Origin of the sequence: Salinimicrobium catena (assembly GCF_900102915.1) — a bacterium.
Classification (GTDB): domain Bacteria; phylum Bacteroidota; class Bacteroidia; order Flavobacteriales; family Flavobacteriaceae; genus Salinimicrobium; species Salinimicrobium catena.
In genome coordinates this window covers 436,861-461,271 of sequence record NZ_FNGG01000002.1, presented here as the reverse complement: position 1 = coordinate 461,271, position 24,411 = coordinate 436,861, and the positions used below count along the sequence as shown (strand labels likewise).

Here is a 24,411-nt window from a genome sequence, read left to right as displayed (position 1 = left end):
AACAAAAAGGCAGGAACTTTTCCGGCCTTAAAATTTCAAGTTATGCTACAAATCATTTTACCTGTTTCCGTTCATTGCCTGTAACCGTGTTTTCTTTTACGGCATGCACGTCTTTATTCTTTAACTGTTCTTTGAACTCATTGATAATTCCACCTTTAAGCAATACCTGTATCTGCCTGTCACTCATGGAATGTTTTGTCTCGATCTCAATGGGTTCGGCTCCTGTTTCCTCTTTTTCGATAAGCACCTTGATGTTATTCCTGTTTCTCACATCTTCCTGCAGATTTTTGAAACTAACCAGATCGCCCTGTTCAATTTTATCATAATCGGCAAGATCTATGAATTCCAAAGGTAAAATACCGAAATTAACAAGGTTCTGCCAGGCGATTCGTGCATAGGAATTAGCGATCACCGCTACCTGTCCTAAAAACTTGGGTGCCAGTGCGGCATGCTCTCTACTCGAACCCTGGGCATAATTATCTTTTGCGACCACTATGTGTCCTCCAAAATCGATCTTGGCCTGTTGTGCCCGGTCGTAAAAAGAGTGATCTATTACCGAATAGGAAAATTTACTGATTTCGGGTAAATTACTTCGGAAAGGCAATACCTCTGCTCCTGCTCTCAAGATCTCATCTGTAGAGATGTTATCTCCCATTTTTAGCAGCACTGGAACATCATAACAATCATGCAGCGGATCTATATACGGCAGGGATTTGATGTTCGGTCCCTTCTGAAGTTCCACATGAGATCCGTCTTCGGGTGGTTTTACCAGCATCATGGTATTGATGATCTCTTTTTCCGGATATTCATATTTAGGATATTTCATGTCGTACAGCTTCTCCAGGTCCCGTGGATCGGTGATCTCGCCGGTCAAAGCCGAAGCTGCCGCGGTTTCGGGGCTGCAGAGATGAACCTGATCATCTTCGGTTCCCGAACGGCTGGGGAAATTCCGGGGCATGGTTCTCAAACTTATGCTGTCTGATGCGGGTGCCTGTCCCATTCCTATACAGCCCATACAACCGGACTGGTGAAAACGGGCTCCGGCAGCAATAAGATTTTCAAAGCCTTTATTGGCGATCAAATTCTGGATCATTTGCCTGGAAGTAGGATTAATATCAAAAGAAACCTCCTCCCGGGTAGCTTTTCCGGCTACTATGGCTCCTGCTGTCCAAAAATCCCTTATTCCCGGATTGGCTGAAGATCCAATTACCACCTGGCCTATCTTCTTTCCGGCTACCTCACTCACCGGCACCACGTTCCCGGGGCTGGTAGGTAATGCAATTAAAGGGATAAGGTCATCCAGCACTATCTCGTCTTCAAGATCATAGCTGCAGCCTTCATCGGCAAGAAGTTCTGTCCAGTCCTCTTCCCTTCCCTGGCTTTTCAGGAATTTTTTGGTGATTTCATCACTAGGAAAAACGGTAGTGGTAGCACCAAGTTCGGCGCCCATATTGGCGATCACGTGCCTGTCCATGGCGCTGAGTTCTTTTAAGCCGGGACCGTAATATTCGATCACTTTTCCAACTCCTCCTTTAACATCATAGCGGCGAAGCATTTCCAGGATCACATCCTTGGCACTTACCCAGTCGGGCATTTTCCCGGTGAGCTTCACTCCCATTACCTGTGGCATTTTTACAAAGTAAGGTTGCCCGGCTATGGCTGCCGCCACATCCAGGCCTCCGGTACCTATAGCCAGCATTCCTAGAGAACCGGCTGCGGGAGTGTGACTGTCAGATCCTACCATTGTCTTACCCGGCTTCCCGAAACGCTCCATGTGCACGGGATGGCTCACCCCGTTTCCGGGCCTGCTGTACCATATTCCAAAGCGTTGCGACGCCGAAAGCAAAAAAGCGTGGTCATCGGCATTTTTAAAATCGGTCTGTAAAAGGTTGTGATCAACATATTGTACTGCGACTTCGGTCTTGGCCTTGTCCAGTCCCATGGCCTCCAGTTCCAGTTGCACCAGGGTACCGGTGGCATCCTGTAAGAGAGCCTGATCTATCTTTATACCTATCTCTTTTCCGGGAGTCATTTCCCCCTCTAACAGATGGTCTTTTATAAGTTTTTGAGTAACATTTAGTTTGGACATAATTCGGCTTATTTTTCTTATAATTTATCAAAATTCAGAAAGACAAATAGGTGGTTTAACAATATCTTAGGCTAAAATGAACCTGAAACTTTTAATTTTCAGGACCTGTACTAATGCCAAAATTCCATATGAGTCCGATAATCAAACGCGCTTTTGTTGGAGGAGCTGTCTCCACTATAATCATGGGTGTAGGAACCTATATTTTGGGGGAAGTTTCAGGATATGAAGCTAAGGCCCTCCTCACCTCCTCTCTTTCTGGTATCAACATGCTGTGTAATACCGTCATCCTGGGGTCTTCTACCATTCTGGCCCTTATGCTTACACTCCTAAGTCTTAGCCGCTCTGCCAGGTCAAAGTTGTCTAATGCACATTACAATCATGTGCTCATGGTAGCAAGAACAGATACCATTTTGATCGTGGCAGCCGTGGTCACTTTTCTATTTCTAAACCTGCCCATCACCGAATCAAAAGAAGTTCCTACCTCCTGGTACTCCATTGTTTATTACATTAGTTTGGGGATGGCTTCCATTTTAGGAGGCGGATTTATTGCGGTGGTAACCATGCTCTACGGAACCATTTCCAATGTTATTGCCATTGTGGGATTCAAACAAACAGATCATCCTCTGGTGGAGCACGACGAAGACGATAATGAAGTTGAAGATGATCAAAATGAAGAGGAGAATGAGGAAGAAGAACAAAAACGGAAGAAAAAAGTAAAAGAGGCTGAGGATGAAGTAAACAAATAGAAAGGACTATGCGAGAAGCAAATTTTTGAACCTGGTCCAGAATTTCATCAAAATAAAATCGAGGATAAAGTAAATCAACTTCAGGTATAGTCCTTAACTTATTTCCTGTTTTTCAGCTATTTCAAGCTGAAAGATCTTTTTTACAGATTCGGATTTCCACCCCCGGGGTAACTTGTGCTGCCCAGCTTTTGGATCAGATCTGTCTGCTCCCCTTCCTCAAGGTTGAACTTTGGTTTTCCTTTGTATGGAAAGAGATATCTGAATTCCCTGATATAGGTTCTCCAGCTTTCGGCCAGGCTCAAATTTTTGTTCTCGCTTTTTAGGTCAGGTCTGGTTATCGTGTCTCCATCCTCATCATAAGAAGCACCAATAGCGCTATTCCCGGCAAAGACCATCCCTTCATTGATATCGCAATAGATCACAGAGTTCTCGCCCGAAGCAGATGGAAAATCATCTACACTTATAGAAAAATGGTCAAAGATCTTGTTCTTTGTATTGATGTCCTTCACCTCAAAAGATGAATCGCTGTTATTCATGGGGTGACTGTAAATAGGAGCTCCGCCCGCATCCTGTGAGATCTCCTTAAGGGAAGCATAGGTGTTTCTCAACGCCTCCTTATTGGTAATTAATATGGCACTGATCTTATATCCTTCCTCGACCAGGTGCTTGATCGCGTCTTTGGCTCCCTCCCCTGTGGTATCAATCAGGAGCATATCGTGCATGTTCAAATGCCTTATAGCGTATCCCTGAGTTCCGTTCGCGGTCTTGATGATAAACGTGTCTGAAACCATTTTTAGGAACTTCCCTTCTTCACCTTGCTTAATAAACTCAGCCGACTGGCTGCTAATCACTTCTTTCTTATCAATGGACTTCATTTAATCTGATTTTTGGGTTCAATTAAATATACGACCGCACCAAAATTCGTCCAAAGTTTTTGGGACTGTTTAACTGGTATTTAGGAGATTCTTAACGAGAGAGAAAAAGCGGAATACCTGCCATGGTCTGAGAAGGAAAATCTGTTGAAGAATTCAGCGTTTTTGTAGGAGATATAGGGCACGCCGTGAAGATCTTTTCTGAAGTGAAGATCGGCGACAGGAAGGAAATGGAAATCAGCTGTTTGCTGCAGAAGCTTATTTTTTGCTGCTGCGGAAGAGGTCTCGAAAATGAAATTTTCGAGAGGTATTTTGGAATTGGGTCTTGCGGTGGTATGAATGTTTTCTGAAGTGATCCCTGAAGCAGTAAAATATTTCTCCGCACCTACTTTTACCACGCCTGAAGCTTTTCCCGTGCTAATTTCTTCAAGATTACAGTGAAGCAGTTGCCAGTTTAGGCGCCTGGGCAGGTTGAAATGCCGCTGCCGGGCCTTATAGGCTGCCTCTTTCATGCTCCACAACAGCCACACCATTTGATGCTGATCCGCAGCTGCGCAGATTAGCTCCCGCTCCTCTTCTGAAAAGACCTTTTCCAGAAAACCTTTTCGGCTCCAGTCGCTTTCTGCTGCTGCAGCCTTTAGGTCCACCACGTCATTACCTATCATGGTTAACCTGTTTCTTTTTGATGATTTTCACCGCATCTCCCACGGTCATCATGTTTTCCATGGCCTGGTTATCTATGGCAATATTGAACTCATCTTCCACATCAAGCACTATATCTACCAGGTGCGCCGAATTGATCTCCAGGTCCCGGGTAAAATCAGTTTTGATGTTGAAATCCTGAAATGCAAGATCATTCTGCACATAAGGCTTCACGATCTTTTTAAGGCAGTAAATAATTTCGTTTGTTTCCATAACTAAAAATTATAGTTCATTTTTTTGTTTCCTGAATATGACAACCGCATTAACGTCTCCAAAACCAAAACTGGCCTTGATCAAAGTTTTTACCTGATGTTCTTTGGTCTTCTGCGGAATTCTGTCCCGGGAGACCTGCTTTTCAATATCCGGATGCAGGTCTTCGCTGTTAACATTCCCAAAAACAAGATCCTTCTTTACCTGAAGTACGCTTGCCACACATTCAATGCTGCCGGCGGCGCTAAGGCAGTGCCCTGTCAGTCCTTTAAAGCTATTGATCATGGGAAAATCCTCACCCTTTCTATTTAAGGCCGAAGTCCAGTTCTCCATTTCTTTAGCATCCATCGCGGTTGCCGTTAGATGGCCGTTGATGGCATCGATCTCTTCCGGATGCACCTTCGAATCTTCAAGAGCTTTTATAATGCACTTCTGCACTCCCAAAGAATTTGGAGCGGTCATGCTTCCACCGGTCCTTTGCCCGCCGCTGTTTACGTGCCCGCCAAGTACTTCGGCATAGATCTTTGCCCCTCTTTCTCTGGCCGATTCCAGGTCTTCAAGCATTAAAGCCCCTGCTCCGCTCCCCGGCACAAATCCTGCCGCCGTGGCGCTCATTGGCCTTGAACCTTCCTGTGGGCTGTCATTATATTGATGCGGCAAAATGCGCATGGCGTCAAATCCTCCCCATATATAAGGTCCGCTGTCACTGCAGCTGCCGGCGAGCATTCTTTTTGCCTGCCCCGACTTGATCCGTTCGTAAGCCATGATCACAGCTTCGGTACCTGTAGTACAGGCCGATGAATTTGTGCTCACCATATTGCCGCAGCCCAGCTTGCTGTTCAGGAAAGCGCTTATCCCACTGGCCATGGTTTGCGTCACCCCGGTGCTTCCCAGGCGGCGTACCCTGCCTTCATCGATCAAATGAATGGCTTCTCTAAATTTGTCCACACCAAGTATTCCGGTGCCAAAGATGATCCCGCTGTCCCAGTCGGTTTCCTGTTCGTTTCCAGCATCCAGTCCCGCGTCTTTCCAGGCATCCATCCCTGCTATCACGCCATAAAAGATCCCGCTGCTGTTTAGGCCTTTCAATTCAAGAGGAGTAAAATATCGCTTTAGTAATTCTTCGGAAACTTCAGGTTTCCCGGCGATCTGGCAACTGAAGTTCAGCTTTTCGAGTTCAGGCTGAAACCTGATCCCGCTTTTTCCTTCCCTCAGGGCCTCTTCAAAAGCCGCAAGCCCCACTCCGTTTGGCGCGGCGACTCCCATGCCTGTGACCACCACTCTCCTACTCATCTTCCACGATCATTCCTGAGATCTCTCCTTTGCACACCAGCTTGCCTTCCTCATTTCTCATTTTGACATTACATTTCAATTTATTGAACCGGAAATATTCTTTTTTAGAAGTGACCGTGACTCTTTCCCCGGGAAAGACCGGCAGAAAAAAGTCCACGTCAACATTGCTCATCGCTATCTGCAGTTCCTTCTCCTCTTCAGGCTCTTCCACTTCTTTTCCTTTTTGCAGCAGGTTGATCCCTAAACAAACAACTCCTATCTGCGCCATACATTCTGCCAGGATCACGCCCGGGGTCACCGGATTGTTCTTAAAATGTCCCTGGTAATAAAAAGCGCTTTCGGGAAAGGTATAGTGACCGGTAATTCCCTCTTCCCCTATTTCTTCAAGATCGTCCACGTACAGGAATGGATAGGAATAAGGCAGTTTTTCGATGAGTTCGGTAGCTTGCATCTTTTTATTTTAAATGTTCACCTCCGTTAACAGGAATGATCGTGCCTGTGATCCAGCTCGCCTCGTCCTTGCTAAGCAGGTAGACGGCGTTGGCCACATCGGCCGGCGTGGTAAGCCTCTTGAATGGATTACGTTTCACTGCATGCACCCGCAGGGTCTCATAACCCGGAATCATCTGGAATGAACGGGTAACGGTCACACCCGCCTGAATACAATTTGCCCTGATGCCTTTTGGGGCGAACTCCAGGGCAATGCTTCGGGTAATGGCTTCTAAAGCGACCTTTGCGGCCGAAACTGCGGCATAATCCTTCCAGGCCTTGGAATTTCCTTCACTGGTAAAAGAAAGAATTCGGGCATCTTTTGCGAAGACTCCGGTGTTATAGATGAGCTTGGTCCAGTCATACAGGCTAATGGCCATGGCGTCTATGGTCTGCTGAAAATCATCATTTTTCAGAGTGGGTTCCTCTCCCAGCATAGACTTCAGATTTCCCTTTGAAATACTGTGAAGAAGTGTCCTTATTTTTCCTTTTTCCCCAAGGCTGTTCCTGATCTCCAGGGCCATTTCTTCTCTTTTTTCCTTTCTTGTAGCATCGACGTTAAAAGTGTGTATCTGCACTCCCAGCTTCTGGATCTCTTCAAAGGATTCCCTGATCTCGGGAAGATCATCCTTTCTGTCCCGATGGATGATGATCACGTTCATGCCGTGCGCGGCAAGCTTTTTTGCCGAAGCAAAACCCAGTCCGCTGCTGCCACCCAGGATGAGGGCCCAGTAATCTTTGTTCTCAAAGTCTTTTACCATTCCAATAAGATTTTTTGTGCAGAAAAACCGGGACCAAAGCTCAACATGAGCCCCTGTTCTCCTTTTTGAGGATTTCTTTCCATAAAACGTTCAAGCACGTACAGCACAGTAACACTGCTCATGTTGCCATACTCGCGCAAAACGGCTTTGGTGTCATCTATGTTCTTCCCTAAGTTACCAAAAAGATCTTCAACTGTTTGCATAATTTTCTTACCTCCGGGATGAAAGATGAGATGTTGTACCTGTTCCATGCTGCTGTTATTCTTTTGCAGAAAGGGATGAACAATGTTTTCAAAATGATCTGCAATGGTTTGCGGCACTGCAGGATCGAGCACCATTTGCAGGCCCGAATTGGTGAGATCGAACCCCATGAGCCTGGTGGTATCAAAAAAATGGTACATCTCCTCTCCTATTATCTCAGGGCCTTCAGCCTCTTCCTCAGAAGAAAGCAGCACACAGGCGGCGCCATCTCCAAAAATGGCAGCGCTCACCATATTGGCCATAGAAAAATCGTTCAGCTGAAAAGTAGCCGTCGGGCTTTCCACCGCCACTACGGCCGCTCTTTTTTTCTTATTGGCCTTTAAAAAATTATGGGCGTAGATCATTCCCGAAATTCCTGCGGCACATCCCATTTCGGTCACCGGTAGCCGCGTTACATCCTGGGACAGTCCCAGTTCATTTATCAGGAAAGCATCCAAAGACGGGATCATTATTCCCGTACAACTCACCGTTATGATGTAATCCAAAGAAGCCGGATCCCAATCAGCTTTGTGCAAAGCTTTTTGCAGCACTTGGGTTCCCATTTTCTTTACTTCCCGAACATAGATGTTATTTTTTTCCTCAAAGGAAGTCGCAGTAAAAACCTCCTCTGGCTGCATAATGGAAAACCGCTTGTCTACAGCCGCGCCTTCAAAGATCTTGATGACCTTTCTGCGGAAACGCTCCTCCTGCCCGTCGAGCCAGGTCTCCACCATCGGGATCACCTCAGTGGTTTTCCTTGAATATTTCGGAAATTGCTTTGTAACCGCTCTTATTCTTACACTCATTCCAAATCTATTATTTTAACAACACCCATTGATACCTGAAAGCCCATTTCCAGGAGATCATCTGGTTCCGCGCTTTTAGATTACGGCCATACCATTTGAGATCTTCCTTCCTAAAGCTCCTTAAAATGGAAGTAAGACCATCCTTTTTTGCGATCTCATTCTTCATATAAAGATTTGAGTACAGCTTAAAAAGATGATAGGCTAGCCTGCTTCTGTGGAGATCGTTGATCACGATACCCATCTGACATACTTTTTCAAAAACCTTCATCAGGTCTTCGATCTCCTTATCCTTGAAATGATGCAGCGTAAGAGTACAAAGGATGATATCTGTTTTCTTCTCCCCGAAATCTCTTGAAGTCACATCCATTGTCTCAAAGGATATTTCCGGAAAATCCACAGATTCCTTTCGGGCTATTTCAATGGTCGAATTACTAATGTCCACCCCGATCAGTTTCATGCGAATTCCCCTGCTGCGCCCTATTTTGGCCACTTCCCGAAGCATATTCCCGTTACCGCAGCCAACGTCCATTATTTCCACCGGCTGGGAGTAACAGCCACTTTTCAGGATCTTATCTATGCCTTCCAGGGTCACCTTATACCCTCCAAGCAAACGGTTGACCCCCTCTACTTCGCCCAGGATCCTTTCCAGCTCCTCCCCGTCCAGGTCGTGGTGATCCATGATCTCTTTTCGATTGCTTCTTGTTTTAATGTTCATTGCTGAAATTTTTGAGGCTTTCCATGTGTTTGTTCGATGATCTTCGGAAGCAAAAAGGGCATTTTCAACAAGGCTTTCTGCGAAAGGTTCGACAATGTATCGTTCAGAAGCACTTTTTGAAGGTACCTTCCTGCTGTTAATCTTCGGTTGAACTCCTTTTGCCATCGCTGTTCGTATTCCTTTTCCATCATCTCACGAATCGGAGATTTTTGCTGGATTTGTTTTAGTATAACTTCCGAAGCTATCCTGGCGCTTTGTATAGCCATTGCCATTCCGTTTCCGCATAGGGGATGAATAAGCCCGGCAGTATCCCCTATCATTAGCATGTGATTTTCCACCGACTCCTTCCGGCGAAAAGAGATCTGGGCAATGCTCATGGGCTTCTCAAATATCTCTTTGGCTTCGGAAAAGAACTCGTCCAAAAAAGGATTTTTCCGAAGCACTTTTTCCCGAAAAAGTTCTGGATCTTTCATTTTCCGGAAGCTTTTATACGTGGCCAGGTAACAGACGTTCACCGCACCGGTTTCGGTCTTTGACAGGCCGCAATAACCGCCCTTGAAATTGTGCAACTCTACCAGATCATCGGGAAAATCATTTTTCTCATAATGGCTTTTAATGCCCACCCAGGGCGCGGGTTTTTGAAAAAAGCTCCTTCCCAGCTGCTTGTCCAAAAGATCCCGTTTGCCGTAAGCCCCCAAAACAAAGCGGCTTTTGTAAGTGTTTTCTGATGTATTGACAATAAAATGATCATCAGAAAAATCAACAGCCGATACTTTTTCCTCTTTTACAATTACTCCTGAGCGAACTGCTGTGCGGTATAGAAGATCATCCAGCCCGTAACGGCTAACGCCCAAACCGCCCAAGGGCAGTTCAGTAGAGAGAGTGCGGCCGTTAAGACTGCTGTATCTCATCCTGGTAATATCTTTGGGCTTGAGATCGTTTAGGTTAACATCCAACTCCCCAAAATATGGCAGAATTTCTTTTGACAGATATTCCCCGCAGACCTTGTGACGCGGAAAAGTTTCCTTCTCAAAAACAGTGGTTTTGATCCCATTTTTGGCCAAATGAATGGCAGCCGTCATGCCTGCCGGACCGCCTCCAATGATGATCACCTCTTCTCTTTCCACTTTTTAGGGTATAAAAAAACCCGGCGAACCGGGTTTTTTATGGTCTCTAATATCTTAGTTCTCTGTTTCTCTCTTAGCCTCTTCGATCAATTCCTCATTGGCTACAATGGCAAGCTCTACCCTTCGGTTCTTGGCACGACCTTCAACCGTAGAATTGTCATACTTTGGCTGGCTTTCACCGTACCACTTGGTTGTGATCCTTCCCGAAGATATCCCTTCGTTCACAAGGAAGTTGGTCACAGCCTGCGCCCTGTTCTTGGAAAGGGTAAGGTTGTAAGCATCACTACCCGTGCTGTCTGTGTGTCCTTCTACAAGGATGTTGGTATTTGGGTATTCTTTGAAGATCCCTGCAAGCTTGTTAAGCGCTTCGCGGGACTGGCCTTCGATGTTGTACTTATCTGTAGCGAAATAAACCCCGCTGGTCTCATCAAAGGTCACGTTGATACCTTCACCAACTCTTTCTACTTCAGCTCCCGGAATTTCTTCCTCTATTCGCTGTGCCTGCTTGTCCATACGGTCACCAATGTAAGCTCCGGCAGCACCACCTACTACTCCGCCAATAATGGCTCCTAAAGCGGTGTTACCTTCTCCAACCTGGTTACCCACTACACCGCCGATCACGGCACCTCCTGTGGCCCCGATAACGGCTCCTTTCTGCTTGTTACTCGCATTCTTTGTCGCTTCGCACCCGAATAAGAGGGTTGCAGCAACTAAAACGGCAAATATTCTGTTTATTGATGTTCTCATTTTTCTATTTATTTATTAAAGTTCATTCTAATTGTAAAGGGCTCTCCTTCAAAGGTAATTGTTTGCTCCCAAACCATAGTATTGTCTGTAAGATTAGTTAGGTTTAACCTGAAACCCTGGTCTGAAGCAGATTTATAATCTTCATCTGTAGGTTTAAGCATAAGATCATAATTTCCTGCAGTGGTTTCATTTATAGACCACCTGAAGAATCTGGGTTGAGTACCGCACATGATCTTGCCGGGAACATAAGACCCTGTATTGTTGTTTGAGATGAAATTCCATTTACTGTTTTCAAGACATTCCGAAGAAGTGTCATTTAATAAGGTTACCTGCAGGGCTTCTTCATTTCCCGGATAACTAATGCTGGTAAGAACCCAGTCTCCTTTCATGGTGGACCTGGCTTCTTTTACCACGGCACTTGAGCCGCAGGAAACAAGGATTGCCATTACAAATACTACTAATGCAATTTTTTTCATGTTTTCGATTTAGGTTTAATAAAAAATCCAATGCCAGATCCTGATCTTTAGAACAGCCGACATTGGATCATGCTTTTTCTACGCTTATCTTCTAAAGAGTCGGCTAATGAGTGCAATAACAAGTAATACAAGAAAAATGTAGAAAATGATCTGTGCAATATCCGCTGCACCTTCAGCGATTCCTCCGAATCCGAAGATGGCCGCAATAAGGGCAATGATCAGAAAGATTACGATAAGTCGTATCATAATAAAAAGTTTTAGTGATTAGTTACTCTAAATTACATTTCGAGCCTCCGCCAAACAAAAGATTATTAATAATTTAACAATCTTTTTGTAAAGAAATACTAACACGCGGCCAACCAGCCTTAAACTTTCTTAATACTGTAATAATTCCAACAGCTTTGCCTCAAATTTTGCCTTAGAAAGGTAGCCTTCTTCAAGGGCTTTGGCGAACGGAATTGGAGTTTCCAAACTTCCAACCCTTTTTACGGGCGCATCCAGGTATTCAAAGCATTCTTCGTTGATCATGGCGGCAATGTCTGAACCTATTCCGCCAAAAAGCGAATCTTCCTGAAGAATGATCACTTTACCGGTCTTTTTTACCGAAGAAAAGATGGATTTGGTGTCTAGTGGCTGCAGGGTTCTTAGATCCAGCAGGTCTGCATCTACATCAGGATGTCTCTCTAAAGTTTCGAGAGCCCAATGCACGGCTGCTCCAAAAGCTATGATGGTAACATTATTTCCTTCCCTAAGCTTTGCCGCTTTTCCAAAGGGTATGGTGTAATAGTTCACCGGAACTTCCTGCCGAATACTTCTGTAAAGAGCTTTGTGCTCAAAGAACAACACAGGGTTCGGGTCGTTAAATGCGGTATTCAACAGACCTTTTGCATCATAAGGAAATGCGGGATACACAACCTTCAGGCCCGGGGTTTTGGTGAACCAGGCTTCGTTCGTCTGGCTGTGGAAAGGTCCGGCGCCCACTCCTGCCCCGCAGGGCATTCTTAGCACCACATCGGCATTTTGCCCCCACCTGTAATGCACCTTGGCCAGGTAATTCACCACCGGATTGAATCCGGAGCTTACAAAATCGGCAAATTGCAACTCCACCATAGATTTCATGCCTTTTATAGAAAGTCCCATTGCGGCCTCCACGATTCCCGATTCACAAATAGGAGTGTTGCGCACTCTTTCTTTTCCGAACTCTTTTACAAAGCCTTCGGTAATCTTGAAGACTCCCCCATATTCGGCTATATCCTGACCCATTAAGACCAGGTCTTCATGTCTTTGCATCGACTGTCTTAACCCCTGGGAAACGGCGTCTATAAATCGAAGTTCTTCTGCATTTTCTTCAGGCGCAAAATTCTGATATTCAAAATTTTCATAAACATCATTTAATTCTTTGCTTTCATCGAACACCATAGCGGATTCCGCATTTGCCTTTTTGAGATCCTCCTCAATTTCGACTTTTATCTCGGCCCTGTATTTTTTATCAAGATCTTCTGAAAGTATTTCTTCGGAACTAAGGAATTGCCGGTAATTTTCTATCGGGTCTTTTTTGGCCCAGGCTGCCATCAGTTCATCCGGAACATATTTCGTTCCGCTGGCCTCTTCATGACCCCGCATCCTGAAGGTCTTGAATTCGACCAGTACCGGCCTTGGGTTCTCCCGCATGTTTTGAGCCAGCCTCGAAATATTTTGATATACCTCTAAAATGTTATTTCCGTCAAGGATCAGGGATTCCATCCCATAGCCGGCCGCCCTTTCTGCCAGATCCTGGCATTTGTATTGCTCATTGGTTGGCGTGGAAAGTCCGTAACCGTTGTTTTCAATGCAGAATAACACCGGAAGCTGCCACACCGAAGCGATATTAAGGGCTTCATGAAAATCTCCCTCACTGGTGCCGCCCTCGCCGGTGAATACCGCGGTGATCTTCTTCTCCTTTTTCAGCTTATGCGCCAATGCGATCCCGTCGGCCACACCTAATTGAGGTCCAAGATGAGAGATCATTCCTATGATGCGGTACTCCTGGGTCCCAAAATGAAAACTTCGGTCCCTTCCTTTTGTAAAGCCGGAAGCTTTTCCCTGCCACTGACTGAACAGCCGATGCAATGGAATGTTCCGGGAAGTGAAAACGCCCAAATTTCGGTGCATTGGAAGAATATATTCATCTTCCTGCAGAGACAGGGTAACTCCCGTAGAAATGGCCTCCTGGCCTATCCCGCTAAACCATTTTGAAATCTTTCCCTGGCGCAGCAGCACCAGCATTTTCTCCTCTATCAGCCTGGGCTTCAACATCGCCCTGTACAACAGGAGTAATTCTTCAGATTTAAGGTGGCCTTTATCGTATGAAATTTTAGAATCGGTTTGAGGCATTTGAGTTTCCATAGATGAAAATTGCTTTCTCAAATGTAGTCAAATTAGGCATTCTCTGTATTAAGAATTGTATAAAGCCCGTACAACTCTTCGGAAATTAATTAACTTTGTCTTGATATTAATAATTGAAATTATGGAAATGAACAACATTCCGAGTGGTGACCTTGCAGATTTTCTTTCTGAGGATCCGAAACGCAAACAGAAATTTGTGAACGAAATTGGAAAGGCCTATGAAGAAATAGGTTTCGTATCTCTAAAGAACCATTTTTTGAGCGATGAGCTTGTAGAAGAATTATATAAAGAAGTAAAATCGTTTTTCGACCTTCCGGTAGAGGTTAAGAAAAAATATGAAATTGAAGGCCTAGCCGGGCAGCGGGGATATATTTCCTTCGGAAAAGAGCATGCAAAAGGCAAAAAAGAAGGAGATCTTAAGGAATTTTGGCATTTTGGACAGGAGCCTGCAGCAGACGCGAATCTTACGGAAGAGTACCCTCCAAATGTTCATGTAGAAGAACTGAAGGATTTCAATCACACCGGAATGGAAGCTTACAGAATGTTGGAAAAGACCGGGATCTATGTGCTTAGAGCTTTGGCTCTTTACATTGGTCTTGACGAACATTACTTTGACCATTGGGCCAGTAATGGAAACAGTATTCTAAGACCTATTCACTACCCTCCTATTACCGAAGAACCTAAAGGCGCAGTACGTGCCGGGGAACATGGAGACATTAACCTTATCACCCTGCTTATGGGTGCTTCAACCGGAGGTTTACAAGTAAAAAGAAAAGACGGAGAGTGGATCGACGCCATTCCAAACGAAGATGAACTTGTGATCAATGTAGGGGATATGCTGGAGCGTCATACCAACAATAAACTGAGATCTACCATTCACCGGGTAGTGAATCCGCCCAAAGAACAGTGGGGCACTCCGCGTTACTCCATTCCTTTCTTCATGCACCCAAGAAGCGAAATGCCTTTGAACTGTCTTGAAGAATGCATTGACGCCGAACATCCAAAGGCATATCCTGATATTACCGCGGGAGAATTCCTTGATCAGCGATTAAGGGAAATCGGACTGAAAAAATAATAACCATGGCTAAGAAAAAACTGGGACTGGAAGATCTGGGAGGATTCGTTTTTTCAACAGATAACGATTTTGACCCCGATCAATATAATGAGGAGGAGCCACAGGAAACTTTAAAACCTTCAGAACAAAGACTGGAGGCGCATTACAGTTCAAAAGGGCGCGCAGGAAAAACAGTTACAGTGGTAAAAGGCTTTGAAGGCACCGAGGAAGATCTCAACGCGCTGGGTAAGGAGCTCAAGAAAAAATGCGGGGTTGGAGGTTCTGTAAAGGATGGTGAGATCATCATTCAGGGTGATGTACGCGACAAGGTGATGGCCCATTTAAAAGATAAAGGCTATCAGGTAAAGCGTGTGGGAGGTTAATCAATTTTCTAAATATGCAAGACAAAAAACTTTTGCACATCACCAACGGCGATGATCTTACACAAAAGATCACCGAAATGAAACTTCCGGGAGATCTTATCACCTGGAGGGAAATGCTTTGTGAAGGTCCTGCCTCGCAGGACGTTGGAGATGCAGAGTTTTTAAAATTGCGCAGAAAATTCCTGAAAGAAAATTACGGTATTGCAAAACATGACTATCATGAAAAGTTCGTTTCAGAACTGGAAAAGCTGGCTATCATAAATAATTACGATGAGATCGTGCTCTGGTTCGAGTTCGATCTCTTTTCCCATATGAACATGCTGGCCGTGATCGCCTTTTTGCTTCAGAACAAGAAGAACGATCCTGTGTCGCTGGTTTGTAGCCGAAAACTTGAAGGAGAAGAAGAAATGATCCCGCTTTCGGAACTTTCCGAAGAAAGGCTTGAAAAACACTACGAACAACGCATCCCGCTTACCGATGACGATGTTAGCACAGCCGAACTGATCTGGGAACTGTATTGCGGTAAAAACCCAAAAAGGCTGCCTGCCGAGATCAAGAAATCTACCAATTTCGAATACCTGGCCAGCAGCATAAGGGCACATATAGAGCGGTTCCCCAGTGCCAAGACCGGGTTAAACACTCTTGAGATCAACGTGCTGAAACTCATTAACAGGCATGAGATCACCACGCTTCACCAGTTGCTGGGTTATGCCCTTAAATACCAGGGCTACTACGGCTATGTGGACGTGCAAATGCAACGGGTGATCGATAAACTTCGCGATTTTTATACAGTCTCAGACGACCGCATCCGCCTGAACGAGGATGGGGAAAAGGCCCTTTCCGGCTCCAAGAATTTCTACCAAAGGTTAAAAGACAACGAATTTTATGGTGGCGTCAGAAAATATGATTTTCTCTACGACCCTGACAGCCACGACCTACTAAAACTTTAATATGAATCATTTAGCAGCTTCAGAATTAATTCTGAACAAAGACGGAAGCATCTATCACCTTAACCTGCTTCCCGAACAAATAGCCGACACCGTTATTTTGGTGGGCGACCAGGACCGGGTGGGAAAGATCACTCAATATTTCGATACTATTGAACATGTGGTCCAGAAAAGAGAATTTCATACTCAAACCGGAACTTATAAAGGCAAAAGGATCTCTGTCCTTTCCACAGGAATAGGAACAGACAACATAGACATTGTGTTGAACGAGCTTGACGCGCTTGTAAATATCGATTTTGAAACCCGGCAGATCAAAGAGAAGAAAACCAGCCTTACCATCGTGAGAGTGGGAACCTCAGGTTCCATTCAGGCTGATATCCCTGTTGATTCCATTGTAGTGAGCAAACTGGGAGTAGGTTTCGATACAGTGTTGCATTTTTACCAGAGTGAACAGGTACAGTTGCAGGATTTCAACCAGGCTCTTGAAGAGCATCTTGATATCTATGCCCGAAACAGCAAACCTTACGTGGTACCCAGTGATGAAGCGCTTGCAGAAAAATTCATGTCTCCCGGCGTTTATGAAGGCTTTACAGGTTCTAACGTTGGCTTCTACGCGCCACAGGGAAGGGTATTGCGACTCCCCTTAAAAGACGGCAATCTTCGCGACAAGATAGCTACTTTCGAGTTCAAAGGAAAAAGGATCACCAACCTGGAAATGGAGACTTCGGCGATTTTTGGATTGTCCAAATTGCTGGGCCATAAAGCGCTCTCGCTTAACGCGATCATTGCCAACCGGGCGACGGGTGAATTTACCAAAGATGGCGTAAAAGCTGTAGATGAGACGATTAGATATTGCCTGGAAAAACTAACGGAAGCCTAATTTTTCATTTAACAGAATATTAAAATCAGGAGCACCGCATATTTGTATTTTTGAGAAAACACCTCTCTATGCTGAAGCCTGAGGAAATCAAATTAAGGCACCGAGATCTAAATTGGCTGAGTTTTAACGAAAGAGTTTTACAGGAGGCACAGGACCCTTCCACTCCCCTGTACGAAAAACTTAAATTTTTGGCCATATTTTCCATGAACCTGGATGAATATTTCAGGGTGCGCGTTTCCCAATTACGGCAGATGAAGAGGGTGCGAAAAAGACTTCGGAAGAAACTCGCTTTGAAACCCAGCCAAACCGTCAAGGAGATCCTGGAGATCGTAAAAGAACAACAGGAAAAATTTGGGGAAGTATACAGAGAGGAGATCATTCCGGAGTTAGAGAAAAAAGGTATTTTCCTGGTGCACAGGGAGGATTTTGACGAGCTTCAGGAAGAGTTTGCCGCCAAGTATTTTCACAAGATAGCAGATTGCGTAAAGCCCCAGGTGGTGGCCTACGAAAAAGGCCAGGACCTTTTCCTGGAGAACAATCTGCTGTACCTGCTGGTGACGTTCAAGGATGAAGATAACTTCGGAATTGTAAACGTGCCGGTCGAGGATTGCGGAAGGTTCATCTACTTCACCTCCAATGGACCTAAACACAAGATCACTTTCCTGGATGATATCATCACCGCCCGAATACCCGAACTCTTTACCGATCATAAGATAGAAGGTGTCTACGAAATAAAGTTGTCTCGTGACGCCGAGTTATACATTGACGATGACGTGGACGGCCTGCTGGCTGAAAAGATCTATGAATCCCTGAAACAACGAACAGACGGGCAGCCTACCCGGCTGTTATATGATGCCGAAATGCCCAAAGGAGACCAGAAGATCCTGAGGAAAACTTTAGGGCTGGGAAAGATAGACATGATGCCGGGTGGAAAATATCATAACTTCAGTGATTTCTTTGATTTTCCCGATCCTACCGATAACCCTGATCTTCATTTTAAGCCTCTCCCGCCAATAAAGCATAAGGTCCTGGAGAAAACCGATGATTATTTCAAGGAAATTGCCAAAAAAGACATCGCGGTTCATTTCCCTTACATGCCCTTTGATTATGTAGAGCGTTTTTTGCAGCAGGCTTCTGTTGACAAGGATGTACAGGAGATCAAGATGTCCATCTACCGCATTGCTGATAAATCAAAGGTAACCTCTGCCCTGCTCTCGGCTCTTGAGAACGGCAAAAAGGTCACTGTTTTTATCGAGGCCAAAGCCAGATTCGATGAGCGCAACAATATTGACTGGGGCAGGAAGTTCGAGGAAAAGGGAGCCACTGTCATATACAGCTACCCAAAAATTAAGGTGCACTCCAAGATCCTGCTTATCACCAGGAAAGAGGGAGATGACTTAAAGAACTACGCCTACATAGGCACCGGTAATTTCAACAGCAAAACTGCCAAGATCTATTGCGACCATGCCATTTTCACCACCCACGAGAAGATCACGTCAGAACTTTCCAGGGTCTTCCAGGTGCTGGAAGGGGAATTGATCATTCCCAGGGCAAAACACCTGCTTATAAGCCCCTTTTCGACCCGAAAGGTTTTTACCGATCTGATCAACCGAGAGATAGAAAATGCGCGCCTGGGTAAAAAATCGGGTATCACTGCGAAAATGAACAGCCTTGAGGACAAAGAGATCATTGAACTGCTCTATAAGGCCAGCGAAGCGGGCGTCAAAATAAGATTATTGGTAAGAGGATTTAGCTGTCTCCTTCCGGGAATCGAAAAATTAAGCGAGAACATCTACATCACTAGCATAGTAGACCGGTACCTCGAACACGGCAGGATCTACCTGTTCGAAAATGACGGGAATGAGGAGATCTATTTTGGAAGCGCCGACTGGATGACCCGAAATCTGGACAGAAGGATCGAAGTGATCGCGCCCATCTGTGATAAAGATATCGCACAGGAATTCAAAGATATACTCAACATTCAGCTTAAGGACAACGTGAAGGCACGCGTGCAGGATGCCGAAGAAAGCAATAGATTTGTGAAGAGGAAATCAGGAGAAAAAGCCATCAGGTCCCAATACGAAATTTACAATTACCTCAAAGAAAAACATTCCGAATGAAAACCATTAAAGTAGGAGGTGTACCCGAACATTTTAACCTGCCCTGGCACTTGTGCATAGACGACGGTACCTTCAGAAGAAATAACCTGGATGTAAAATGGCGCGATTTTCCCGACGGCACCGGCGCCATGTGCAAAGCCTTGCGAAACAAAGAAATTGACGCGGCCGTGATCCTCACCGAAGGCATAGTGAAAGATATTCTCAATGGCAATAATGCGAAGATCGTGCAGGAATATATCGCTTCTCCCCTCATCTGGGGCATACACGTTGCAGCGAATTCACCGTACAGAAGGCTGGACGACCTCAAGAATACCAAGGTAGCCATAAGCCGTTACGGCTCTGGTTCGCATCTTATGGCCTATGTAAATGCTAAGAACCTGGGATGGGATCCTGCAGAGCTTGAGTTCGAGGTAGTAGGAGATATTAACGGGGCAATCGAAGCTTTACAGGCAGGAAAGGCAGGATACTTTATGTGGGAACACTTCACGACCAAGCCTTTGGTAGATAAAGGGATCTTTAGACGACTTGCCGATTGCCCAACTCCCTGGTCCTGTTTTGTGATCGCCGTGCGGGAAGATTTTATAGACAGGAATCCTGCAGCCATGCAAACCATGCTTCACACCCTAAACGAGGTTACGGCAAGGTTCAAGCAAATCCCCGGGATAGAGTCTGCCCTCGCGAAAAAATACGATCAAAAACTAGAAGATATCAAACAATGGCTCAAAATAACTACCTGGAGTCAGAAACAGATCTCGGTCATGGAGATCAATAAAGTACAGGAGCAGCTGGAGGAGCTGGGGCTTATTTCAGAAAAAAAGGAAAACGCTTTTTTCCTGGCAAACCATTGGAGCTGATCACCAATCTATCGGTTTTTTTCCTCTAGCGGTCAAATACTCATTGGTCTTGCTGAAGTGTCTGTTCCCGAACCAATAACCGCGATTGGCCGCTAACGGAGAAGGATGTCCGCCGGTAAGTACAAGGTGTCTGGTAGCATCTATTTTTTTGCCCTTTTTCTGAGCCGGCCCACCCCATAAGAGGAAGACCAGGTTTTCTCTTTCTTCGGAAAGCAGCCTGATGACTGCATCTGTAAAGATCTCCCATCCTTTCCCGGCGTGAGATCCGGCTTTTCCTTCCCTCACGGTCAAAGTGGTATTCAACATCATCACACCCTGCTCGGCCCAATGCCGCAGGTTTCCTGTTGCAGGAACAGGTTTTCCAAGATCATCATGTATTTCCCGGTAAATATTCCGAAGAGACGGCGGGATCTTTGCATCGGGCTGTACCGAAAAACACAGTCCGTGCGCCTGTCCAAATCCATGGTACGGATCTTGACCAATTATTACCACCTTCGTCTCGTCAAAAGAGGAAAGTTCAAAAGCCTTAAAGATATTTTCGGGATCAGGAAAGCATTCCTTTTCTTCGTATTCTTTTTCAACAAAGCTTAGAAGTTCCTTAAAATACGGCTTTTCAAGCTCATCATTTAACTTAATTTTCCAATCGGGGGGTAAGAAATCCTTCATAATATTAATTAAATTGCCGCATCCTCAAAAGTAGGGAATATTACATATGATTAAAATTACAGCTAAGACTCTTTCTGATCTTGAATTTCCTACCGTTTGCCAGCAAATAAGCAAGTTGACGGTAACAGGCCCGGGAAAAGAAAAGGTTTTGAACATTTCACCTTTTTCAAGCTACGAAAAAACGCTTTTTTCCCTGCGCCAGACCAACGAATATGTGTCTTCCTATCAGCAGGAAAGCAGGATCCCCAATCACGGATTCGATGCCATAGATCACGAGATCAAGATGCTGGGCATTGAAGATACCATGCTGGAGGCTCAGGGATTTAGAAAGATCAGCGCCATTTCGGAAACGGTGAATACCCAGATCAAGTTCTTTGAAAAATTTGAAGATATCTACCCCGCCCTGCGAAAGACAACGGGAGAAATAGAATATACCCCGGCGATCATTGAGAACATCAACAAAAAGATCGACCGCTACGGCGAGGTTAAGGATGATGCTTCTCCTCTTCTCGAGGAGATAAGAAGAAAGATCAACCGGGTAAAAGGCCAGATCAATTCCAGTTTTGGCAGCGCGCTTACCCACTATAACAGTCTGGGCTACCTGGATGACATCAGAGAAACGGTTGTGGAAAACATTCGGGTACTTGCCGTTTCGGCCATGCACCGCCGCAAGGTGAAGGGAAGTATCCTGGGGAATTCAAAAACCGGCAGCATTGTTTATATTCAGCCTGAAGCCACCCACATTCATACCCGCGAACTCAACAACCTGCAGTATGAGGAAAAGGAGGAAATAAAAGCCATTTTAAAGGGGCTTACCAGTTTTGTACGGCCTTACCGGGAGCTTTTGATAGAATACCAGGACCTGCTCAGTGACATTGATGTGATCGCTGCAAAGGCCAGGTATGGCATGGACATGAACGCAGTTCTTCCAAAAGTGACCCGAGAGAGGGAGCTGGAGATGATCGATGCCTATCACCCGTTGTTGTTGCTGAACAACAGGAGAACAGGCGAGAAAACTTTTCCGCAGACCATAAAACTGAACAAGGAACAGCGTATCATCGTTATTTCGGGGCCCAATGCCGGCGGAAAAAGTATCACCCTAAAAACAGTGGGATTGTTGCAGCTTATGCTGCAAAGCGGAATGCTCATTCCCGTGCATGAATACAGCAGGGTTTGTTTGTTCAATAAGATACTTACTGATATCGGAGACAATCAGAGTATCGAGAACCATTTAAGCACCTACAGTTATCGCCTGAAGAACATGAACTATTTTCTTCGGAAATGCGATGATAAAACGCTGTTTTTGATAGACGAGTTTGGAACGGGGAGTGACCCGGAATTGGGAGGAGCCCTGGCGGAAACCTTTTTGGAAGTGTTCTATGAAAAGGAATCTTTCGGGATCCTAACCACTCATTACGCGAACCTGAAAATGCTGGCGAACGAATTACCGAATATCACCAACGCCAACATGTTGTTCGATTCGCGCTCGCTGGAACCGCTGTATAAATTGCACATGGGAGAAGCCGGGAGCAGTTTTACTTTCGAGGTGGCCCAAAAGAACGGGATCCCGTATAGCCTGATCAACCGTTCCAAGAAGAAGGTGGAAAGAGGCAAGATAAGATTCGATAAAAGTATAGCAAATCTGCAAAAGGAACGTTCCAAACTTCAGAAGACCACAGATGCCTTAAAGACCAAGGAACAAAAGGCTGAAACCGAAAAGAAAAAGCTGGAAGAGACCAATGAGCGCATTCAGCAGAAACTGGAGAATTTTCAGGAGTTATACGATAGCAATCAGAGACTGATCTATCTTGGAAATAAGATCAATGACATCAGCGAAAAATACTTCAACAACAAGAAGAAAAAAGAGCTGATAGGCGAATTCCTGAAGATCGTGGAGGTAGAAAATTCAAAAAGAAAGAAACTTTCGGCACAACAGAAAAAAGCTGAAAAGGCCAAAGAAAAGAAGGTGCAGCAGGAGGCCGAGAAAAAGGTGAAGGAAATAAGGAAAAAGAAAAAAGAAAAACAGGAAGCCGAAAAGAAAGAAGAAATTGCGAAGCCAAAACCCGTACTCAAAGTGGGAGACCGCGTAAGGATGCAGGATGGAAAGGCTGTTGGCAGCATTGACAGCATAGAAAAAGGAAATGCCAAGGTGAATTACGGCATTTTTACAACGTCAGTTTCGGTAGAAAAACTGGAGCTAGTACAACGAAAAAAATAGAAAAAGAAGAATTATGGTAAATTTTCCGGACAACAAAAAGATCATTCTCTTTGACGGGGTCTGTACGCTGTGCAATCGCGCGGTGCAAACCATCATCAAAAATGACACGCAGGACACTTTCAGGTTTGCCCCATTGCAAAGCGATGTAGGTTTACAGATCGTTAATGAGCGTGGCATAGATACTGAAAATATTGACTCTATCATTCTAATCGAACCAGGAGTAGCCTATTACAACAAATCTACGGCGGCCATAGAGATCGCCAAGCACCTGAAGGGTTATCGCTGGCTCAGGTTTTTTAAACCCCTGCCGGAAGGTTTCAGGGACAGCATCTATGAGTTCATCGCTAATAACCGCTACAAATGGTTTGGCAAAAAAGAGAGCTGCATGATCCCTACAGATGAGGAACGGGCTCTTTTCCTGAAGTAGACAGGGTTTATTTGAGATTGCTCAGCAGGAACTCCAATTTATCATTGGTGTTCTTGTTCTCGTGGAAAGAATGGGTATAAAATTTATTCTTTTCGGCGAGCTCTTTCTTCTGAAGCTTTTTAATAAGGTCCACATCTTCCAGCCCTACTTTACCAGTGAGCAGTATACCCATATCTTTTCCGGAAGAATAGTAATCATACACCTTTTTTAGACCAGAAAGGTACTGGTAATCTTTCGTGAAGCCGCCGCCCCTGTGTGCCCTTAAAGTAATGGACCAGGAAGTCTCCCTGTCAAGTTTGTACTGACTGTAAAGCAGGTCAAACGTGTCGCTGAAGGAATATCCTTTAATGAGGCTGTCTGCCGCCAAAACACGGTATGCCAGTTCCTTCATTCGCTTCAAGGTAAGGCTGTCGCTCATGTATTCGCTAAAAGCAGCAAGTCCCGCCTGCGTAAGGTTGTTGTTCGCAAATCCGTGGGAAAAGATGCGCAGGGGTTGATTGAGTCCGTTGAAAGTAGTGAGCATGTTCACCCCTATCTCGTGATTGGCGAGTATCTTGAGGTCATTATCGCTAAATTTCCGGTTCTTTTTAACCACCAGGGTCTGGGTGGTGTTCAAAGCCATGGCTGCAGCCGTTATACTGTTGGATTGCCTTATCTTGAATTTGAAAGGATATTTTTCGCCAAAAGCCTGAAAGTACGCCTGCGCCTGGTCGGCATTGTACCGGGGGATCATTTCCTCGGCATCCTCTTCCTTGTGGAAATGCAGAATGAATTTGGCATTTTTGACATCCTTTTCCTGTGGGGTTCCAAACACCCGAAGCGAGTTATAAAAGAATTTCTTTCCCTGGCCCACTGTAGCCACACATTGTACCAGGCCTGAATATTCATAAATGGTATCATGGTAAAGCTTCCTGATATCCTCATCGGGGATATCCTCAAGCCGCTGACTGAAAAATTCACGCTGCAGGTTGAAGGGATTGAACTTAACCTTCCGGTAATTGAAAACCGGATCTTCAGAGAATTTCGAGGTAAAAAACCTTTTCTTTTCCTGTTCAATATTCAGCGGATTGAGGTAATTTAGCACATCGATCTCCTTCACCAATCTATCCAGGTTCTTATCTATTTCAAACAGGCTTTTATAGGCGCTATCCCCTTTCATAATCTATCCCTTTCAGCTTAAAAATTTAAAGTTGGGCAAATACAC

The 24,411-nt window shown here is 45.0% G+C and carries 25 protein-coding genes; 9 read left to right on the top strand and 16 right to left on the bottom strand.

All coding sequences use genetic code 11. The annotated features are described in order from the left end of the window. Nucleotides 1-52: 52 nt before the first annotated feature. On the bottom strand, nt 53-2,089 hold the full coding sequence (locus BLS64_RS06585; protein ID WP_093112712.1) for an aconitate hydratase: 2,037 nt from the start codon (nt 2,087-2,089) through the stop codon (nt 53-55). 128 nt (nt 2,090-2,217) lie between these two features. Between BLS64_RS06585 and BLS64_RS06580 the strand changes: the two genes are divergently transcribed. Next, nucleotides 2,218-2,835 carry a hypothetical protein gene (locus BLS64_RS06580; RefSeq protein WP_093112711.1) on the top strand — a complete coding sequence of 206 codons (618 nt, stop codon included), beginning with the start codon at nt 2,218-2,220 and terminating at the stop codon, nt 2,833-2,835. Between the two features lie 140 nt (nt 2,836-2,975). Here the strand turns inward: BLS64_RS06580 and BLS64_RS06575 are convergent, their stop codons facing one another. The 13 genes from BLS64_RS06575 to BLS64_RS06515 form a co-directional block, all read right to left on the bottom strand. Then, nucleotides 2,976-3,710, bottom strand: a complete 735-nt coding sequence (locus BLS64_RS06575) for a hypothetical protein (protein ID WP_093112710.1) — start codon at nt 3,708-3,710, stop codon at nt 2,976-2,978. Between the two features lie 80 nt (nt 3,711-3,790). Beyond that, nucleotides 3,791-4,372 (bottom strand): 4'-phosphopantetheinyl transferase family protein, encoded by a 582-nt coding sequence (locus BLS64_RS06570; protein ID WP_093112709.1) that lies wholly within the window; start codon nt 4,370-4,372, stop codon nt 3,791-3,793. Beyond that, nucleotides 4,362-4,622 carry an acyl carrier protein gene (locus BLS64_RS06565; protein ID WP_093112708.1) on the bottom strand — a complete coding sequence of 87 codons (261 nt, stop codon included), beginning with the start codon at nt 4,620-4,622 and terminating at the stop codon, nt 4,362-4,364. Before BLS64_RS06565 ends, BLS64_RS06570 begins: the two co-directional genes overlap by 11 nt. 9 nt (nt 4,623-4,631) lie before the next feature. Then, the gene (locus BLS64_RS06560) at nt 4,632-5,912 is read right to left on the bottom strand and encodes a beta-ketoacyl-[acyl-carrier-protein] synthase family protein (protein WP_093112707.1); all 1,281 of its coding nucleotides are present in this window, start codon (nt 5,910-5,912) and stop codon (nt 4,632-4,634) included. Further along, a complete protein-coding gene (locus tag BLS64_RS06555) occupies nt 5,905-6,363 on the bottom strand; it encodes a 3-hydroxyacyl-ACP dehydratase FabZ family protein (protein WP_093112706.1) in 459 nt (152 codons plus the stop codon). Before BLS64_RS06555 ends, BLS64_RS06560 begins: the two co-directional genes overlap by 8 nt. Nucleotides 6,364-6,367: 4 nt before the next feature. Further along, complete coding sequence (locus BLS64_RS06550) at nt 6,368-7,162, bottom strand: enoyl-ACP reductase FabI (RefSeq protein WP_093112705.1); 795 nt, start codon at nt 7,160-7,162, stop codon at nt 6,368-6,370. Continuing rightward, nucleotides 7,156-8,208 carry a type III polyketide synthase gene (locus tag BLS64_RS06545; RefSeq protein WP_093112704.1) on the bottom strand — a complete coding sequence of 351 codons (1,053 nt, stop codon included), beginning with the start codon at nt 8,206-8,208 and terminating at the stop codon, nt 7,156-7,158. Before BLS64_RS06545 ends, BLS64_RS06550 begins: the two co-directional genes overlap by 7 nt. Nucleotides 8,209-8,218: 10 nt before the next feature. Next, nucleotides 8,219-8,923, bottom strand: a complete 705-nt coding sequence (locus tag BLS64_RS06540) for a methyltransferase domain-containing protein (RefSeq protein WP_093112703.1) — start codon at nt 8,921-8,923, stop codon at nt 8,219-8,221. After that, nucleotides 8,920-10,050, bottom strand: coding sequence for an NAD(P)/FAD-dependent oxidoreductase (locus tag BLS64_RS06535; protein WP_093112702.1), 1,131 nt, complete (start codon nt 10,048-10,050; stop codon nt 8,920-8,922). Before BLS64_RS06535 ends, BLS64_RS06540 begins: the two co-directional genes overlap by 4 nt. Nucleotides 10,051-10,104: 54 nt before the next feature. Further along, the gene (locus tag BLS64_RS06530) at nt 10,105-10,797 is read right to left on the bottom strand and encodes an OmpA family protein (protein ID WP_093112701.1); all 693 of its coding nucleotides are present in this window, start codon (nt 10,795-10,797) and stop codon (nt 10,105-10,107) included. Between the two features lie 8 nt (nt 10,798-10,805). After that, nucleotides 10,806-11,273 (bottom strand): lipocalin family protein, encoded by a 468-nt coding sequence (locus BLS64_RS06525; RefSeq protein ID WP_093112700.1) that lies wholly within the window; start codon nt 11,271-11,273, stop codon nt 10,806-10,808. Nucleotides 11,274-11,357: 84 nt separating this feature from the next. Further along, the gene (locus BLS64_RS06520) at nt 11,358-11,519 is read right to left on the bottom strand and encodes a DUF1328 domain-containing protein (RefSeq protein WP_093112699.1); all 162 of its coding nucleotides are present in this window, start codon (nt 11,517-11,519) and stop codon (nt 11,358-11,360) included. Nucleotides 11,520-11,648: 129 nt separating this feature from the next. Beyond that, a complete protein-coding gene (locus tag BLS64_RS06515; RefSeq protein ID WP_093112952.1) occupies nt 11,649-13,646 on the bottom strand; it encodes an alpha-ketoacid dehydrogenase subunit alpha/beta in 1,998 nt (665 codons plus the stop codon). 139 nt (nt 13,647-13,785) lie between these two features. Between BLS64_RS06515 and BLS64_RS06510 the strand changes: the two genes are divergently transcribed. The 6 genes from BLS64_RS06510 (at nt 13,786) to BLS64_RS06485 (ending at nt 19,896) form a co-directional block, all read left to right on the top strand. After that, nucleotides 13,786-14,733, top strand: a complete 948-nt coding sequence (locus BLS64_RS06510) for an isopenicillin N synthase family dioxygenase (RefSeq protein WP_093112951.1) — start codon at nt 13,786-13,788, stop codon at nt 14,731-14,733. Nucleotides 14,734-14,738: 5 nt separating this feature from the next. Further along, nucleotides 14,739-15,095, top strand: a complete 357-nt coding sequence (locus BLS64_RS06505; protein ID WP_093112698.1) for a translation initiation factor — start codon at nt 14,739-14,741, stop codon at nt 15,093-15,095. Between the two features lie 14 nt (nt 15,096-15,109). Continuing rightward, nucleotides 15,110-16,045 carry a DUF1835 domain-containing protein gene (locus tag BLS64_RS06500; protein WP_093112697.1) on the top strand — a complete coding sequence of 312 codons (936 nt, stop codon included), beginning with the start codon at nt 15,110-15,112 and terminating at the stop codon, nt 16,043-16,045. Between the two features lies 1 nt (nt 16,046). Beyond that, nucleotides 16,047-16,922 (top strand): nucleoside phosphorylase, encoded by an 876-nt coding sequence (locus BLS64_RS06495; RefSeq protein WP_093112696.1) that lies wholly within the window; start codon nt 16,047-16,049, stop codon nt 16,920-16,922. 68 nt (nt 16,923-16,990) lie between these two features. Beyond that, complete coding sequence (gene ppk1 / locus BLS64_RS06490; RefSeq protein ID WP_093112695.1) at nt 16,991-19,042, top strand: polyphosphate kinase 1; 2,052 nt, start codon at nt 16,991-16,993, stop codon at nt 19,040-19,042. Further along, nucleotides 19,039-19,896 carry a substrate-binding domain-containing protein gene (locus BLS64_RS06485; RefSeq protein WP_093112694.1) on the top strand — a complete coding sequence of 286 codons (858 nt, stop codon included), beginning with the start codon at nt 19,039-19,041 and terminating at the stop codon, nt 19,894-19,896. The genes ppk1 and BLS64_RS06485 overlap by 4 nt, the downstream gene beginning before the upstream one ends. Here the strand turns inward: BLS64_RS06485 and ung are convergent, their stop codons facing one another. Beyond that, nucleotides 19,897-20,562 (bottom strand): uracil-DNA glycosylase, encoded by a 666-nt coding sequence (gene ung, locus BLS64_RS06480; protein ID WP_093112693.1) that lies wholly within the window; start codon nt 20,560-20,562, stop codon nt 19,897-19,899. Nucleotides 20,563-20,608: 46 nt separating this feature from the next. On the opposite strand from ung, the gene BLS64_RS06475 reads away from it, so the two are divergent. Beyond that, nucleotides 20,609-22,780 (top strand): endonuclease MutS2, encoded by a 2,172-nt coding sequence (locus BLS64_RS06475; RefSeq protein WP_093112692.1) that lies wholly within the window; start codon nt 20,609-20,611, stop codon nt 22,778-22,780. Between the two features lie 13 nt (nt 22,781-22,793). After that, entirely contained in the window at nt 22,794-23,207 is a 414-nt protein-coding gene (locus tag BLS64_RS06470; RefSeq protein WP_093112691.1) for a thiol-disulfide oxidoreductase DCC family protein, read from the top strand. 7 nt (nt 23,208-23,214) lie between these two features. On the opposite strand, the gene BLS64_RS06465 is transcribed toward BLS64_RS06470, so the two are convergent. Further along, nucleotides 23,215-24,366, bottom strand: a complete 1,152-nt coding sequence (locus BLS64_RS06465; RefSeq protein ID WP_093112690.1) for a flavohemoglobin expression-modulating QEGLA motif protein — start codon at nt 24,364-24,366, stop codon at nt 23,215-23,217. Between the last annotated feature and the right edge of the window lie 45 nt (nt 24,367-24,411).